Origin of the sequence: Actinacidiphila sp. DG2A-62 (assembly GCF_035825295.1) — a bacterium.
GTDB lineage: Bacteria > Actinomycetota > Actinomycetes > Streptomycetales > Streptomycetaceae > Actinacidiphila.
In genome coordinates, this window is sequence record NZ_JAYMGI010000002.1 from 6,457,322 (window position 1) to 6,473,258 (window position 15,937).

A 15,937-nucleotide genomic window follows, 5' to 3' on the forward strand; every position below is an offset into this window, starting at 1 on the left:
CGGTCAGAGCGCGGGGTGCCGGTCGCGGACCGGGCTGAGCGACTCCAGCAGCGCGGCGACGTACAGGATCGTCGACTCGCAGTGCCAGCCGGCCACCAGCTGCACGCCGATCGGCAGGCCCTCGCCGCTGGTGCCGAACCGCAGGGACAGCGCCGGCAGCCCGGTCAGGTTGAACGGCACGGTCGCCGTCTGGATGTGGGCGGCCGGCACCGTCCGGCCGTCCACGGTGAGCCGGGAGACCCCGTGCGGGTGCGCGGGGACGGGCAGGACCGGGAGCAGGAGGGCGTCGTACCGCCGGAAGTAGGCGGCGAACGCGTCCCGCAGACGCTCGACGCCCTGCTCGGCCTGGACGTAGTCGTGGACGGACGTGTCGGGGCTCGCGAGCATGTGCGTCGAGATCCTGCCCATCCGATCCTCCTGACCCGCGGTCACCTCCCGGAAGGCCGGCTTCACCTCCATGACGTGCTGCCGGTAGAAGAGGTCGAGCGGGTTGTCCCGCTCCAGCGCCGGGATGTCCGCCGCCTCGACCACGACGCCCGCGCCGTGCAGCGCTTCCGCGGCACTCCGCACGGTCGCGGCGACCTCCGGGTCGATCGGGCCGAGTCCCGAGTCGGTCAGCCACCCGACGCGGACCGGCCGGTCCGGCGACGCGCCCAGGCCCGCGTCGAAGGTGCGCGGAACGCTGGCGAGACCGTCGGCGCCGTCCGGTCCGGACAGCAGCGCGTACGCCAGCGCGAGATCGCGGACGGTGCGGGCCATCGGACCGACGTGCCAGTCGCGGCGCGGCGCCCGCGGCCAGACCCCGGTCATCGGGATCCGTCCGTGCGTCGGCTTGAGGGCGGCGATGCCGGTGTGGGCGGCTGGTCCGCGCACCGAGATGGCCAGGTCGCTGCCGAGCCCGAGCGGCGACATGCCGGCCGCGATCGCCGCCGACTCGCCGCCGCTGGAACCGCCGGGGGTCCGGTCGAGGTTCCAGGGGTTGTTCGTCCTGCCGGTCAACAGGTTGTCGGACTCGGTCGAGTACGAGAACTCCGGCAGGTTGGTCTTCGCGAGCAGGATCGCGCCGGCCCGCTTCAGCCGGGCCACGCTGGTGGCGTCGGTGTCCGGGACGCGGCCGGCGAAGATCGGGGAACCGCGCTGGGTCAGCACCCCGGCGGTGTCGAACGAGTCCTTGGCCGTGAACGGCACGCCGTGCAGCGGCCCGACCTCCTCGCCGGCCGCCAGCGCCGCGTCCGCGGCCCGCGCGGCCTCCAGGGCGCCGCCGGCGAGCGTGACGACGGCGTTGACGCGGGGATCGGTGGCCTCGATCCGGTCGAGGTGCGCGCGCACCACCTCGACGGAGGAGACCTCCCGGGTGCGGATCAGCTCGGCGAGTTCGGTCGCGTCGCGGTGGACGAGGTCGGCGGTCATGAGGGACTCCTGTTTGTAGACCGGTCTACTAGAAACGGGGTCCGCTGTCCCCGGACCGGTGCGTCGGGGGCGGGGGAGAGGTTCAGGTGCGGGCGGTCGGGGGGCGGGGGAGGGTGAGGGTCAGGTGTGGGCGGTCGCCGGCGGAAAGGGGGGCGTCAGGCGCCGAGGACCCGGCGGGTGACCGCCATGGCGCGGTCGAGGTGGCGGGCGCTGCGGTGGATCTTCGCCATCGTGCTCGCCCCGAGCCACACGTCGTAGAGGGCCTCGGCCGTGGCGCGGGGGCTCTCGTCGACGGTCACGGACCCGTCCGCGACGCCGTCGGCGATCATCCGCTCCAGGCGGTCGACGATCGCGGCGGTCCCGGCCTTCGTCGCCGCCCGCATCGCCTCGGAGAGGTCGGCGACCTCCGCGCCGAGCTTGACGACCAGGCAGCCGCCCTGGCAGTCGTCCGCGGCCTGGAGGTCGTAGAACCTCTGCCAGTAGCTCATCAGGTGCTCCGCGGAGCTCCTGTCCCTGTCGGCGGCGATGCCGTCCATGGCCGCCAGGTAGTCGTCGAAGTAGCTCGTCATCATCGCCTCGCCGAAGGCGTCCTTGGAGGCGAAGTAGTGGTAGAAGGACCCCTTGGGCACGCCGGCCGCGGCGAGGACCTCGTTGATGCCGACGGCGGCGTACCCCTTCACGGCCACGATCCGCCGCGCGGCCTCCAGGAGGCTCTGGCGCGTGTCGACCCTGGTGACTGGCATACGCCGACCGTACCACCGGATTAGACCGGTCGTCTAGGAACCGGTCAGCACTCGATGACGTTCACCGCGAGGCCGCCCCGCGCGGTCTCCTTGTACTTGATCTTCATGTCCGCGCCCGTCTCCTTCATCGTCTTGATGACCTTGTCGAGGGAGACGTGGTGGCGGCCGTCGCCGCGCATCGCCATGCGGGCCGCGGTGACCGCCTTCACCGCGGCCATGCCGTTGCGCTCGATGCAGGGGATCTGGACCAGGCCGCCGACGGGGTCGCAGGTCAGGCCGAGGTTGTGCTCCATGCCGATCTCCGCGGCGTTCTCGACCTGCTCGGGGGCGCCGCCAAGGATCTCCGCGAGGCCGCCGGCCGCCATCGAGCAGGCCGAGCCGACCTCGCCCTGGCAGCCGACCTCGGCGCCGGAGATCGAGGCGTTCTCCTTGAAGAGCATGCCGATCGCGCCCGCCGCCAGCAGGAAGCGGACGATCGCGTCCTCCTGCTCCTGCGCCGGGCCGCCCTTGGGCGCCACGAAGTTCAGGTAGTAGTGCAGGACCGCCGGGATGATGCCGGCCGCGCCGTTGGTGGGCGCGGTCACCACCCGGCCGCCCGCGGCGTTCTCCTCGTTCACCGCCATCGCGTAGAGGGTGACCCACTCCATCGCGTGGCGCGCCGGATCGCCCTCCGCGCGCAGCTGCCGCGCCGACTGCGCCGCGCGCCGCCGCACCTTCAGGCCGCCCGGCAGGATGCCCTCGCGCGACATCCCGCGCCGCACGCACGCCTCCATCACCCGCCAGATCTCCAGCAGCCCGGCCCGGATGTCGGCCTCGCTGCGCCAGGCCTTCTCGTTCTCCATCATCAGCGCGGAGATCGACAGCCCGGTCTCCCGGGACAGCCGCAGCAGCTCGTCGCCGGTGCGGAACGGGTGCCGCAGCACCGTGTCGTCCAGCTTGATCCGGTCCTCGCCGACCGCGTCCTCGTCCACCACGAAGCCGCCGCCGACCGAGTAGTACGTCTTCGCCAGCAGCTCGGCGCCGGACGCGTCGTAGGCCGCGAGCGTCATGCCGTTCGCGTGGTACGGCAGCGAACGCCGCCGGTGCAGCACCAGGTCCCGGTCGGCGTCGAACGCGATCTCGTGCGCGCCGAGCAGGCTCAGCCGCTTGTCGGCGACGATCCGCGCGGCCTCCTCGTCCGCGGTGTCCACGTCCACGGTCCGCGGGGAGTGCCCGGACAGCCCGAGCAGGACCGCCTTCGGGGTGCCGTGGCCGTGGCCCGTCGCGCCCAGCGACCCGAACAGCTCGGCGCGCACCGACGCGGTGTCGGCGAGCAGCGCGTCGTTCTTCAGCCGGTGCACGAAGATCGAGGCCGCGCGCATCGGCCCCACGGTGTGCGAGCTGGACGGGCCGATGCCCACGGAGAACAGGTCGAAGACCGAGATTGCCATGGTCCCTCCGGGACAGGGGGTTGCGGGTGAAAGGTCACGCTCGGGGGACGCGCTGACGGGTGGAGGCCGGGCTCGGGGGACGCGCTCACCGGTGGAGGCCGCGCTCGGGGACGCGCTCACCGGTGGAGGCCGCGCTCGACGCGCGCCCGGGAAGCGCCCCCGGGGCGCGCCCGGCCGACCGGCGGCCGGGCGCGCGGTCACGCGGGGCGGCGCCCGGCTACGCGTAGAGCGGGTGCTTGAGCGTCAGGGCCGTGACCCGCGCCCGCAGCGCCGCCGCGTCGTACTCCGGCAGCAGCGCGGCCGCGATCACGTCGGCCACCTCGCAAAAGTCCTCCGCGGTGAACCCGCGCGTCGCCAGCGCCGGCGTCCCGATCCGCAGGCCCGAGGTGACCATCGGCGGCCGGGGGTCGTTCGGCACCGCGTTGCGGTTGACGGTGATGCCGACCTCGTGCAGCCGGTCCTCCGCCTGCTGCCCGTCCAGCGCGGACTCCCGCAGGTCGACCAGGACCAGGTGGACGTCCGTGCCGCCGGACAGCACCGCGACGCCCGCCCCCGCGAGGTCCGGCGCGGCCAGCCGCTCCGCGAGGATCTTCGCGCCCTCCAGCGTACGCCGCTGCCGGTCCTTGAACTCCTCGGTCGCCGCGGCCTTGAACGCCACCGCCTTCGCGGCGATCACGTGCTCCAGCGGACCGCCCTGCTGGCCGGGGAAGACCGCCGAGTTGATCTTCTTGGCCAGCTCGGCGCGGGACAGGATCACCCCGCCGCGCGGACCGCCCAGCGTCTTGTGGGTGGTGGTCGTCACCACGTCCGCGTACGGCACCGGCGAGGGGTGCAGCCCGGCCGCGACCAGCCCGGCGAAGTGCGCCATGTCGACCATCAGATACGCGCCGACCTCGTCGGCGATCCGCCGGAACCGCTCGAAGTCCAGCTGCCGCGGGTACGCCGACCAGCCGGCGATGACCAGCTTGGGCCGGTGCTCCTTGGCCAGCCGCTCGACCTCGTCCATGTCGACCAGGCCGGTCGCGCCGTCCACGTGGTAGGCGACCACGTCGTAGAGCTTGCCGGAGAAGTTGATCTTCATGCCGTGGGTCAGGTGGCCGCCGTGCGCCAGGTCCAGACCCAGGATGGTGTCGCCGGGCTTGAGCAGGGCGAACATCGCCGCCGCGTTGGCCTGGGCGCCCGAGTGCGGCTGGACGTTCGCCGCCTCGGCGCCGAACAGCTCCTTGACCCGGTCGATCGCCAGCTGCTCGATCACGTCGACGTGCTCGCAGCCGCCGTAGTAGCGGCGCCCGGGGTAGCCCTCGGCGTACTTGTTGGTCAGCACCGAGCCCTGGGCCTGGAGGACGGCGGCCGGAGCGAAGTTCTCCGACGCGATCATCTCCAGCGTGGACTGCTGGCGGTGCAGCTCGGCGTCGACCGCGGCGGCGACGTCGGGGTCGAACTCGTGCAGGGACTGGTTCAGCAGGGACATCTGCGGCGTCTCCTCATCGTCGGCGTCCTCGGCATCCTCGGGTCTGGCTCGGACCGCGGCTCAGCCCGCGACGAAGGCGTCGTACTCGGCGGACGACAGCAGCTCGGCGTCCTCGCCGGCCCCTCGGCCGTCCGCACCTTGAACAGCCAGCCGCCCTCGAACGGCGCCGAGTTGACCAGGGACGGGTCGTCGGAGACGTCCTGGTTGACCTCGGTGACCTCACCGGACACCGGAGAGAACAGGTCGCTGACCGACTTGGTGGACTCCAGCTCGCCGCAGGTCTCGCCGGCCGTCACCGTCGCCCCCACCTCGGGGAGCTGGACGAAGACCACGTCGCCGAGCGCGTCGGCGGCGTGCGAGGTGATGCCCACGGTGCGCACGCCGTCCGCGGGCTCCGAGACCCACTCGTGCTCCTTGCTGTAACGCAGCTGCTCAGGATTGATGCTCATGACGGAATTCTCCCGGATGATCAGAGGAAGGGTGCGGAACGAAAGGCGGGCGGCCGGCGCGTGCGGCCGGCCGGCGCCCCGGGGCGCTCAGCGCTCGCGCCGGTAGAACGGCAGCGCCACCACGTCGTACGGCTCCTGCGTGCCGCGGATGTCCACCGCGACGCCGGCCGTGCCGGGCGCCGCGTGCGACGGGTCCACATAGGCCATCGCGATCGGCACGCCGAGGGTGGGGGAGGGAGCGCCGGAGGTCACCTCGCCGATGACCCGGCCGGTGCCGTCGGTGACCGGGTAGCCGGCCCGCGGCACCCGGCGGCCCTGGGCGACCAGCCCGACCAGCACCCGGGGCGGCTGCGCGGCGGCCTTCTCCGCCGCCGTGGCGAGCGCCTCCCGGCCCACGAAGTCGCCGGGCTTGTCGAACTTCACCACCCGGCCGAGCCCGGCGTCGAACGGCGTCAGCGCGGTGGTCAGCTCGTGGCCGTACAGCGGCATGCCGGCCTCCAGGCGCAGCGTGTCGCGGCAGGACAGCCCGCACGGCACGAGCCCGGCCGGGGCGCCCGCCTCGGTGAGCGCCTGCCACAGCCGCTCGGCGTCGGCGGGGGAGACGAACAGCTCGAAGCCGTCCTCACCGGTGTAGCCGGTGCGGGCGATCAGCGCGTCCACCCCGGCGACCGTGCCGGGCAGGCCCGCGTAGTACTTCAGGCCGTCCAGGTCGGCGTCGGTCAGCGAGGCCAGGATCGCCGGGGACTGCGGGCCCTGCACGGCCAGCAGCGCGTACGCGTCCCGGTCGTCGCGCACCGCCGCGTCGAAGCCCGCCGCCCGCTCGGCCAGCGCGTCCAGCACGGTCTGCGCGTTGGAGGCGTTGGCGACGACCAGGAACTCCCGCTCGGCCAGCCGGTAGACGATCAGGTCGTCCAGGATGCCGCCGTCCGGCGCGCAGATCATCGTGTACCGGGCCCGGCCGACCGCGAGCGCCGACAGGTGGCCGACCAGCGCGTGGTCCAGCAGCTCGCCGGCCTGCGGGCCGGTCACCGCGATCTCGCCCATGTGGGACAGGTCGAACAGGCCGGCGCGGGTGCGTACCGCCTGGTGCTCCTCGCGCTCGCTGGCGTAGCGCAGCGGCATGTCCCAGCCGGCGAAGTCGGTCATGGTCGCGCCGAGGGCGCGGTGCACCGCGTCGAGTGCGGTGCGGCGGGGCTGGCTCGGGGGTGCGCTCATCGGAAACGGGCTCCCAGGTGAGGACGGTCCGGGTGTCGCGGACGGTACGGGTACGAGGCCGAAGCGGCCTCCCCATCTGTCATCGGAACCTGAGAGGTTCACCGTGACCCCGCCAGGGGTCCGGCTTGCACCGTGGGTGGGAGGGGCCGCGGCCGCCGGGCCGGGATCCCTCCGCTTTTCAGATCTGCCTCGCCCGCGCGGTATCTGTGCCTGAGAGATTCAAGGGAGGACTTGCTCCTTCGGCGCCCGGCGCCCTCCCCTGGGGGGACGGAACCGGAACTCTCCCGCGCGGCCTCCAACGGCCGGTATGCGTGTTGTGCCGCCCATCATTGCATGCCCGGCCCGTACCGCCGCACGAGCGGCTAGGGTTTCCCGGGCAACGGCGGCACATGGGCGGACAAGGGTGGACATGGAGAATCCGGCACCGTACATACCGTACTCATGGCCGGCGAACGAGCTGGAGGAAGTGCTGTCGGCGAGCGTCGGCAACCCGTCGGCCGGCCCCGGCTGATGGAGGTCCTCGGCCGTTCCCGGGTGTGGGTACCGCTGCCCAACGGCGGCGGCGCCCCCGGCTTCGACCTGCCCACCATGGAGTTGGGCGGCGCGCCCTACGTGCCGGTCTTCAGCTCCGAGCAGCAGTTCCGGCAGGCCGCCGAGGGCATGTCCTGCACGGTCGCGCCGGTGCACGAGTTCGCCCGCGGGCTGCCCCCGGCGGTCGGCATCGCGGTGAACCCCGGCGGCGCGGTCGGCGTGCCGCTGCCGCCCGCGGCGGTCGCCGAGCTGTGCCGGGCCGACCCGGGCACCGGGACGCCCGCCCCCGGCGCGCGGGTGCTGCTGTGGGAGCCGGACCACGAGGACGAGCCGGTGGAGTTCCTGGCGGCGGCAGCGGCGGAGTTCGCGGTGACCCCGGTGGTGCTCACCGCCCGCCGCACGCTGGCCTCGGTCGAGGACGAGCCGCCGGCGCTGTTCGTCGGCGTCGAGCTGGACCGCTGGCAGGAGGAGGACCGGGCGGCGGCGATGGACGCGATCAGCCGGGCGCTGGGCGCGCAGCCGCTGCACTGGGAGGTCCACCTGATCCTGCTGGACGTCGCGCAGGACCCGGTGGGCGACTGGATGCTGGAGACGGTCCGGCCGTTCTACGCCCGCGACTGCAGCCGGCGGCAGGCCGGCGCGTGCTCCGCCCCGCGAGGCGGCCCGGCCCGGCGGGGCGGCCCCGCGCGGCGGCGCGTATACGTGCCGTTTACGCGGCCTATAGACGGTGCGGCTTGGGTGTGCGGTGGGGCGCGGCGCGCGTGCGGCGCCCCCGGCGCGCGGGCCGGACCCGCACGCCGCTGTGGTGCGGCTCGCGTCGGGACGCGTTCCGCCGGGAACACTCGACCTGATTTGATGGCGCCGGGAGGAACCTCGGGAGCGGCCCGGGGCCCCGGCACGACGGCGAAGCGGAATCGGCGGACGAACGGAAAGGGCGGTCCCAGGTGATCGCGGGCGCGCAAGGCGGTGCGGCGGCGGCCGGCCAGGTGGAGCAGACCCTGCTCCAGGTGGCGCCCGGCCGGTTCGACGCATACGAGGACCTGCTCGCGTCGCTCGCCGAGGGCCAGGTGTGGATGCTGCTGTGGCAGGGCTCGCCCGGTTCGCCCGACGCCCAGTACGGCAGCATGCAGGTCGGCGGGCACCCGTACGCGCCCTGCGCGACCTCGCCGCGCGAGCTTGCGGCCAGCGGCTGGACCCGCGAGCACGAGGTGGTCTCCGGGCGGGACATCGCGCTGACCCTCTACCCCGACCGCTGCGGTCTGTGGCTCAACCCGCACGCGTCCGGCGGCGGCGTCGGCGTGCCCTGGGCGGACCTGCGGCGGATCGCGGTCGGCCTGGACCTGCTGCCCGCGGGGCCGCTGCAGATCGGCGAACCCTCGCTGCAGCTCCCGCAGTTCGACGCGCTGCTCGCCCAGGCCGCCCAGAACACCCCGGCGGTGCGCTCGCTGCGCCGCGCCTGGGTGCAGCCGGCCCTCGGCGAGCCGTACCTGGCCATCGGCGTGGAGGTCTACGACGGCGCGCCGCAGGCCGTGGAGTCGGTGCGGCAGATGATGCGGCAGGCGGTCGCCGGGGTGCCCGACGGGGTGGCGGTCTCCACGGTCGCGATGGCCGACGCGTACGACCCGGTCGCGCTGTGGATGCGCAGCAACGCCGCCGCCTTCTTCGACCGCGACGCCTACGCCCGCCGGGCCGCCTGGGGCCGGCCGTAGCAGCGGGCCGCGCCCGCAGGCCTTCCGGCGCCGGTACGCTCACCCGTCCGCGTAAGCCCTCGGCCCGGGGCCGCGCCCGCCCCGCGCGCCCCCGGGCGACCCCGCTACCCGCGCCCGGGCGGCCGGGTGAGTGCCGCGTCGATCAGGCCCAGCGGCGGGCTGCCCAGCGCGAGCAGCGCCGCGTGGAACCGGGGCAGCCCGAAGTCCGCGCCCCACGCCCGGCGCGCCTTCTCGCGCAGCCGGAGGATCTCCAGCTTGCCCCAGGTGTAGCGGCCGTAGCCGGCGTCGAAGGTGCCGCGGCGCGCCTCGGAGGCGGCGCCGGCCCGCGCCAGGTGGGCGTCGCGCATGAACAGCCGCGTCGCCTCCTCCAGGTCCATCCCCCCGGTGTGCAGGCCGATCGCGCAGGTCAGCCGGGTCACCCGGACCAGCGCCTCCAGCGCGACGCCGATCGCGAAGCGCGGGTCGCGGGCCCGGAAGCCCTCGTCGAGGCAGACCTCCTCCACGTAGTGCGCCCAGCCCTCGGCGAAGGACAGGCTGTGCAGCTCCCGGCGCACCCGGCCCGCGGCCCGGCGCAGCGCCCGGCCGTGCGCGAAGTGCCCCGGCGCCACCTCGTGCACGGTGATCGACGGCAGGCTGGTGCGGCTGAAGACGGTCAGCCACTCCTCCTGCTCCCGCGCCGGCCAGTCCGGCTCCGGCGGCGTCACGTGGTACCAGGACGGGGCGTCCGCCTCGGCCGGCGCCGCCCAGTTCATCATCGCCATCGACCAGCGGCGCGACGGCGGCGCCGGACCCACCAGGCACTCGCCGTCCACATACGGCACGAGCCCCCGGTCCCGGGTGAAGTCCACCACCTCGTCGGTCAGCCGCGCGGCCTCCGCGATCACCCCGTCGGCGTCCGGGTGGTCGGCGAGCAGCTCCGGGATCAGCTCGTCCGGAGTGCGGTGCGGGTCCAGCGCCCGGCAGGAGTCGGTGAGCAGCTCGGTCAGCCGGGCCCGCTCGCGCTCCGCCTGCCGCGCCAGCGCGTCCAGGTCCACCCGCAGTCCCTCCTGCGCGCCCATCAGCGCGGCCAGCGCCGGGCCGCCCAGCCGCGGGTCCGGGTCGCCCTCGCGGGCCGCCCGCTCCAGGTGCGCCACCAGCGCGGCGTGCGCCCGCAGCGCCGCGGCCTCGGTGCCGCCGCGCTCGGCGTCCAGGCCCGCGGCGAGCCCGTGCGCCGCGCCCAGCAGCGCCTGCGCGACCGGCGCGGGCACCGCGTCCAGCGAGCGCAGCGAGCCCTCCACCGCCTCCGGCCACTGCTCCAGATGCCTGGCGCGGGCCCGCGCGCGCTCCCGGGCGGGCGCGTACTCCCGGTCGTAACAGGCGAGTTCGAGATTGGACAGGTGCGGATACGGGTCGCGCCGGTGCAGTTCGAGTTCGCCGTACTGGACGCGCACCGACTCCTCGAACACCCGCAGGTGCGCCTCGTCGTGCGGGTCGTCCAGCGGGCCGTCCGCATCCCGGGCGCGGTCGAGGGCGGCGAGCGCGGCGCGCACCCCGCCGGGGGAGAGGTCCTGCACCCGGCCGTCGTACTCGTGCAGGCCGGACATCTCCCGCGCCTGGGGCATCATCAGGTCGAACACCGCGCTGAGCCGCATCTCCACCACCCGACCGTACCCCGCCGTGTGTGCGGATAGCGGTGTCGCGCGCTCGGGTAACGGTCGAAGAAGCGACACATCACAGTTGCGCATCCCTTCTCCGTCAGGTCTGGCGGGTGATCGCGACGGCACACAAGAATCCAGCGGCAGGGGGCTGAGGCACGTCCGCGCACGTGCCTTCCGTATCAACCACAACAACCGCACCGCCGGTTGTGGCATCCGCACCACCCACATCCGATGAGTGATGAGTGGGGCCGCTACAGCGGCGGGCGTGCGTCGGCTACCCGCCGGCGAGAGGGGTCAGCTGCACCATGACCGCACCGATGGAGACCACCCCTGGGCAGGCAGGGCCACCACCCGAGGCCATCCTCAGCGGGGCGGGGCGGAAGACGATCGAGGGCCGCTCCCTCGGTCGCATCGCCTGGACGCGACTGAAACGCGACAAGGCCGCCATGGCCGGTGGTGTGGTCGTGATCCTCCTGGTGATCCTGGCCATCCTGGCCAAGCCCATCGAGTCGGTCTTCGGCCTCGACCCGAACCAGTTCCACCAGGACCTCATCGACCCCGAACTGCTGTCGCCCAAGAGCGGCTGGGGCGGCATGAGCTGGGCGCACCCGCTGGGCGTGGACCCGAAGTTCGGCCGCGACATCCTGGCCCGGATCATCGAGGGCTCCTGGATCTCGATGCTGGTGGCCACCGGCGCCACGCTGCTGTCGGTGGTGATCGGCACGGTCATGGGCATCGTCGCGGGGTACTACGGCGGCTGGGTCGACAGCGTTATCAGCCGCCTGATGGACACCTTCCTGGCCTTCCCGCTGCTGCTGTTCGCGATCTCGATCTCCGCCTCCCTGCAGGACGGCGCCTTCGGTCTGAACGGCCTGCCGCTGCGGATCTCGGTGCTGATCTTCGTGATCGGCTTCTTCAACTGGCCGTACATGGGCCGCATCATCCGCGGCCAGACTCTCAGCCTGCGCGAGCGCGAGTTCGTGGAGGCGGCCCGGAGCCTGGGCGCGCGCGGACCGTTCATCCTCTTCCGCGAGCTGCTGCCCAACCTGGTGGCGCCGATCCTGGTCTACTCGACCCTGCTGATCCCCACCAACATCCTCTTCGAGGCCGCGCTGAGCTTCCTCGGCGTGGGCATCGCGCCGCCGCAGGCGTCCTGGGGCGGCATGCTCACGCAGGCGGTGGACGTCTACCAGTCCGACCCGCAGTTCATGTTCGTGCCCGGCCTGGCGATCTTCATCACCGTGCTGGCCTTCAACCTCCTCGGCGACGGGCTGCGCGACGCGCTCGATCCGCGCAGCAAGTGACCTCACCGGCGGACCCCAGGGCACCCGCCCACCACCCGGGGCAACTCAAGGACACCCCAAGGAACAGGGAGCAATCTTCGGTATGAACACCAGAAAAGCGACAGCCGCGCTGGCGCTTGTCACCGCCATGGCCCTGGGGGCTTCGGCCTGCGGCGGCTCCAAGAGCAGCTCGGGCGGGTCGGGCAAGAAGGACGACGCGCTCACGCAGATCGTCAACAAGTCCGACAAGAAGGGCGGGACGGTCACCCTCGAGGACTCCGACGTCCCGGACTCCCTCGACCCGGGCAACACGTACTACGGCTGGGTGCAGAACTTCTCCCGCCTGTACGCGCGCACCCTGCTGACCTTCAAGCCGGCTCCCGGCAAGGACGGCCTCACCGTGGTCCCGGACCTGGCGACGGGCCTGGGCACTCCCAGCGCCGACGCCAAGACCTGGACGTACCACCTGCGCACCGGCGTGAAGTTCCAGGACGGCTCCCCGGTCACCTCCAAGGACGTCAAGTACGCCATCGAGCGCAGCAACTTCGCGCCCGACGTGATGTCCAACGGCCCGAAGTACTTCGCCGCGTACCTCCAGGGCGGCGACAAGTACCAGGGCCCGTACAAGGACAAGTCCGCGAACGGCCTGGCCTCCATCGAGACGCCCGACCCGCAGACCATCGTCTTCCACCTGAACCGGCCGTTCGCCGACTTCGACTACCTGGCGACGTTCTCGCAGACCTCGCCGGTCCAGCAGTCGAAGGACACCGGCTCCACCTACGTCCAGCACATCCAGTCCACCGGCCCGTACATGTTCCAGTCGTACGCCGAGGGCAAGGAGGCCGTGCTGGTCCGCAACCCGCAGTGGAGCAAGGCCACCGACCCGGTGCGCACCGCCCTGCCGGACAAGTACGACATCAAGTTCAAGATCCTGCAGAAGACCATCGACAACAACCTGCTGGCCGACAACATCACCGTCGACTCGGCCGGCACCGGCGTGGACTCCTCCAGCCAGTCGAAGATCCTCGGCAACCCCAAGCGGCTGGCCAACACCGACGACGCGATCGCCGGCGCCACGTCGTACATGGCGATGAACCTGCACGTCGCGCCGTTCGACAACGTCAACTGCCGGATCGCCGTGCAGTACGCGGTGGACAAGAAGTCGGTCGTCGAGGCCGAGGGCGGCGCCGTCAAGGGCGACGCGGCCAGCACGCTGCTGCCGCCGTCGGTCAACGGCTACACCAAGTTCGACGAGTACCCGACGCCGAACAATGCCGGTGACGTGGCCAAGGCCAAGGAGTACCTGAGCAAGTGCGGCAAGCCGAACGGCTTCCACACCACGCTGACCGCGCGCACCGACCGCCAGACCGAGGTCGACGGCGCCACCGCGATCCAGGCCGCGCTGAAGAAGGTCGGCATCATCGTCGACATCAAGACCTTCCCGGCCGGCAAGTACTTCTCCAACTACGCGGGCGTGCCGGACTACGTGCACTCGCACAACATCGGCCTGATGATGATGGCCTGGGGCGCCGACTGGCCGACCGGCTACGGCTTCCTGGACCAGATCGTCGACGGCAGCGCGATCAAGCCGTCCGGCGGCAACAACCTGATGGAGCTGAACGACCCGGCCATCAACAAGGCGCTGGCCGACGCGATCTCCAACACCGACGCCGCGGCCCGCACCAAGGCGTGGGGCGACATCGACAAGATGGTCATGAAGAACGCCTCCGTCGTGCCGCTGATCTACCGCAAGAACCTGCTCTACCGTCCGCCGTCCGCCACGAACGTGACTGTCGCCGAGGCGTACCTGGGCATGTACGACTACCTGCTGATCGGCTCCACGAAGTAGCAGCCGCAGCCCGTACGCATCATCCGAAAGGCAGGTGAAGGCTCGGGCGTCCGCCGGTCCGGTTCTCCCCGGACCGGCGGACGCCCCGCCGGACGGCCGTGCTCGCATACTTCATCCGACGCGTTTTCGCCGCGATCGTGCTCCTGCTGGTGGTCAGCGCCATCACGTTCGCGATCTTCTTCCTCGTCCCCCGGATCGGCGGACAGACGTCCTCGCAGTTGGCCGCCCAGTACGTGGGGAAGGACGCCAGCCCCGCGGCCGTGGCGGCGATCAAGAAGAACCTCGGCTTCGACCTCCCGCTCTACGAGCAGTACTGGCACTACATCAAGGGCCTGGTCGCCGGCGCGAACTACCACTACGGCCCCGACGCGGTGAAGTGCCACGCGCCGTGCTTCGGCTACTCCTTCAAGAGCCACGTCGAGGTCTGGCCGCAGCTGAAGTCCCGGATGCCGATCACCTTCTCGCTGGCCATCGGCGCCGCCGTGATCTGGGTCATCACCGGTGTCGCGGTCGGCGTGGTCTCCGCGCTCAAGCGGGGCTCGGTCCTCGACCGGCTGTCCATGGGCGTCGCGCTGGCCGGCGTCTCGCTGCCGATCTTCTTCACCGGCATCCTCGCGCTGAGCCTGTTCACCGTGCAGTGGCCGCTGTGGAGCAACGGCATGAACTACGTGCCGTTCACCCAGAACCCGGCCGACTGGGCCTGGAACCTGCTGGTGCCGTGGTGCACCCTCGCCTTCCTCTACTCCGCGCTGTACGCCCGGCTCACCCGGGCGGGCATGCTGGAGACCATGGGCGAGGACTACATCCGCACCGCGCGGGCCAAGGGCCTGCCGGAGTCGACGGTGATCGCCAAGCACGGGCTGCGCTCCGCGCTCACGCCGATCGTCACCGTCTTCGGCATGGACTTCGGCCTGCTCGTCGGCGGCGCCGTCATCACCGAGACGGTGTTCTCCTTCCAGGGCATCGGCGCCTACGCGATCCAGGGCATCCAGGACAACGACCTGCCGATCGTCATGGCGGTCACCCTGGTGGTCGCCTTCTTCGTCGTGGTCTGCAACCTGCTGGTGGACCTCGCCTACGCCGCCCTCGACCCCCGCGTGAGGTACTCGTGAGCAACAACGTCAACGACGGGACGACCGCGGCCCCCGCGCCGCTGGACGCCCCCGAGCAGAGCGGCGGCGAGGCGTTCTTGTCGGTGCGGGACCTGCGCATCCACTTCGACACCGACGACGGCCTGGTCAAGTCCGTCGACGGGCTCAGCTTCGACCTGCGGCGCGGGCGCACCCTCGGCATCGTCGGCGAGTCCGGCTCCGGCAAGTCGGTCACCTCGCTGGGCATCATGGGCCTGCACCGCACCTCCCGGGCGAAGATCTCCGGCGAGGTCTGGCTGGACGGCGAGGAACTGGTCGGCGCCGACCCGGACCACGTACGGCGGCTGCGCGGCCGCAAGATGGCGATGATCTTCCAGGACCCGCTGTCGGCCATGCACCCGTACTACAAGGTCGGCTCGCAGATCGTCGAGGCCTACCGGGTGCACCACAAGGTCACCAGGAAGGTCGCCGCGGAGCGCGCGATGGAGATGCTCGACCGGGTCGGCATCCCCGAGCCGCGCAAGCGGTTCCACGACTACCCGCACCAGTTCTCCGGCGGCATGCGGCAGCGCGCGATGATCGCGATGGCGCTGGTCAACAACCCCGAGCTGCTGATCGCCGACGAGCCGACCACCGCGCTCGACGTGACCGTGCAGGCGCAGATCCTGGACCTGATCCGGGACCTGCAGAAGGAGTTCGGCTCCGCGGTCATCATGATCACCCACGACCTGGGCGTGGTCGCCGAGGTCGCCGACGACCTGCTGGTGATGTACGCCGGCCGGTGCGTCGAACGCGGCTCCGCCGAGAAGGTGTTCACCGAGCCGCAGCACCCCTACGCCTGGGGCCTGCTCGGCTCCATGCCGCGGCTGGACCGCGAGCGCACCGACCGGCTCAACCCGGTCAAGGGCGCGCCGCCGAGCCTGATCAACGTGCCGTCCGGCTGCGCCTTCCACCCGCGCTGCCCGTACGCCGCGCTGACCGGCGGCGCCGCCGACACGGTCGTCCCGGAGCTGCGCGAGGTGGCCCCCGGCCATGTCGTCGCGTGCCACCTCGGCGCGGACGAGCGCAACCGGATCTGGACCGAAGAGATCGAACCGAAGCTGTGAAGGGCCAGGACGA

11 protein-coding genes, 2 pseudogenes and 1 riboswitch are annotated in these 15,937 nt (G+C 72.3%); of the genes and pseudogenes, 6 read left to right on the forward strand and 7 right to left on the reverse strand.

Translation table 11 applies throughout. The features are described 5' to 3' along the window. Positions 1 to 3: 3 nt before the first annotated feature. The 6 genes and pseudogenes from VSR01_RS29100 to gcvT form a co-directional block, all read right to left on the reverse strand. Complete coding sequence (locus tag VSR01_RS29100; protein ID WP_326452039.1) at positions 4 to 1,410, reverse strand: amidase; 1,407 nt, start codon at positions 1,408 to 1,410, stop codon at positions 4 to 6. Between the two features lie 155 nt (positions 1,411 to 1,565). Continuing rightward, positions 1,566 to 2,153, reverse strand: a complete 588-nt coding sequence (locus VSR01_RS29105) for a TetR/AcrR family transcriptional regulator (RefSeq protein WP_326452040.1) — start codon at positions 2,151 to 2,153, stop codon at positions 1,566 to 1,568. A gap of 44 nt (positions 2,154 to 2,197) precedes the next feature. After that, positions 2,198 to 3,583, reverse strand: coding sequence for an L-serine ammonia-lyase (locus VSR01_RS29110; protein ID WP_326452041.1), 1,386 nt, complete (start codon positions 3,581 to 3,583; stop codon positions 2,198 to 2,200). Between the two features lie 217 nt (positions 3,584 to 3,800). Beyond that, on the reverse strand, positions 3,801 to 5,054 hold the full coding sequence (glyA, locus tag VSR01_RS29115) for a serine hydroxymethyltransferase (RefSeq protein ID WP_326452042.1): 1,254 nt from the start codon (positions 5,052 to 5,054) through the stop codon (positions 3,801 to 3,803). A 60-nt stretch (positions 5,055 to 5,114) separates the two neighbouring features. Next, positions 5,115 to 5,503: pseudogene (gene gcvH, locus VSR01_RS29120) on the reverse strand (glycine cleavage system protein GcvH). A gap of 87 nt (positions 5,504 to 5,590) precedes the next feature. After that, entirely contained in the window at positions 5,591 to 6,718 is a 1,128-nt protein-coding gene (gene gcvT, locus VSR01_RS29125) for a glycine cleavage system aminomethyltransferase GcvT (protein ID WP_326452043.1), read from the reverse strand. Positions 6,719 to 6,906: 188 nt separating this feature from the next. After that, positions 6,907 to 7,015: riboswitch (glycine riboswitch) on the reverse strand. Positions 7,016 to 7,127: 112 nt separating this feature from the next. On the opposite strand from gcvT, the pseudogene VSR01_RS29130 reads away from it, so the two are divergent. Further along, positions 7,128 to 7,867: pseudogene (locus VSR01_RS29130) on the forward strand (enhanced serine sensitivity protein SseB); the annotation flags it as partial. 326 nt (positions 7,868 to 8,193) lie between these two features. Beyond that, positions 8,194 to 8,958 carry an enhanced serine sensitivity protein SseB C-terminal domain-containing protein gene (locus VSR01_RS29135; RefSeq protein WP_326452044.1) on the forward strand — a complete coding sequence of 255 codons (765 nt, stop codon included), beginning with the start codon at positions 8,194 to 8,196 and terminating at the stop codon, positions 8,956 to 8,958. Positions 8,959 to 9,062: 104 nt separating this feature from the next. Here VSR01_RS29135 and VSR01_RS29140 read toward each other — a convergent pair whose 3' ends face one another. Next, on the reverse strand, positions 9,063 to 10,589 hold the full coding sequence (locus tag VSR01_RS29140; RefSeq protein WP_326453876.1) for a DUF885 family protein: 1,527 nt from the start codon (positions 10,587 to 10,589) through the stop codon (positions 9,063 to 9,065). 311 nt (positions 10,590 to 10,900) lie between these two features. Between VSR01_RS29140 and VSR01_RS29145 the strand changes: the two genes are divergently transcribed. The 4 genes from VSR01_RS29145 to VSR01_RS29160 all read left to right on the forward strand — a co-directional run bounded on the left by VSR01_RS29145 (position 10,901) and on the right by VSR01_RS29160 (position 15,924). After that, entirely contained in the window at positions 10,901 to 11,899 is a 999-nt protein-coding gene (locus VSR01_RS29145; RefSeq protein WP_326452045.1) for an ABC transporter permease, read from the forward strand. An 82-nt stretch (positions 11,900 to 11,981) separates the two neighbouring features. Beyond that, positions 11,982 to 13,727: an ABC transporter substrate-binding protein gene (locus VSR01_RS29150; protein WP_326452046.1), complete on the forward strand. Its 1,746-nt coding sequence runs from the start codon at positions 11,982 to 11,984 to the stop codon at positions 13,725 to 13,727. A gap of 98 nt (positions 13,728 to 13,825) precedes the next feature. Then, positions 13,826 to 14,839, forward strand: coding sequence for an ABC transporter permease (locus tag VSR01_RS29155; protein ID WP_326452047.1), 1,014 nt, complete (start codon positions 13,826 to 13,828; stop codon positions 14,837 to 14,839). Positions 14,840 to 14,880: 41 nt separating this feature from the next. Beyond that, entirely contained in the window at positions 14,881 to 15,924 is a 1,044-nt protein-coding gene (locus VSR01_RS29160) for an ABC transporter ATP-binding protein (RefSeq protein WP_326453877.1), read from the forward strand. Positions 15,925 to 15,937 lie beyond the last annotated feature (13 nt).

Bases quoted from the DNA above. Each gene is read 5' to 3' on its own strand.
- gcvT (WP_326452043.1), bottom strand. From the start codon at position 6,718: ATGAGCGCACCCCCGAGCCAGCCCCGCCGCACCGCACTCGACGCGGTG.
- VSR01_RS29100 (WP_326452039.1), bottom strand. From the start codon at position 1,410: ATGACCGCCGACCTCGTCCACCGCGACGCGACCGAACTCGCCGAGCTG.
- VSR01_RS29140 (WP_326453876.1), bottom strand. From the start codon at position 10,589: ATGCGGCTCAGCGCGGTGTTCGACCTGATGATGCCCCAGGCGCGGGAG.
- VSR01_RS29105 (WP_326452040.1), bottom strand. From the start codon at position 2,153: ATGCCAGTCACCAGGGTCGACACGCGCCAGAGCCTCCTGGAGGCCGCG.
- VSR01_RS29145 (WP_326452045.1), top strand. From the start codon at position 10,901: ATGACCGCACCGATGGAGACCACCCCTGGGCAGGCAGGGCCACCACCC.
- VSR01_RS29150 (WP_326452046.1), top strand. From the start codon at position 11,982: ATGAACACCAGAAAAGCGACAGCCGCGCTGGCGCTTGTCACCGCCATG.
- glyA (WP_326452042.1), bottom strand. From the start codon at position 5,054: ATGTCCCTGCTGAACCAGTCCCTGCACGAGTTCGACCCCGACGTCGCC.
- VSR01_RS29110 (WP_326452041.1), bottom strand. From the start codon at position 3,583: ATGGCAATCTCGGTCTTCGACCTGTTCTCCGTGGGCATCGGCCCGTCC.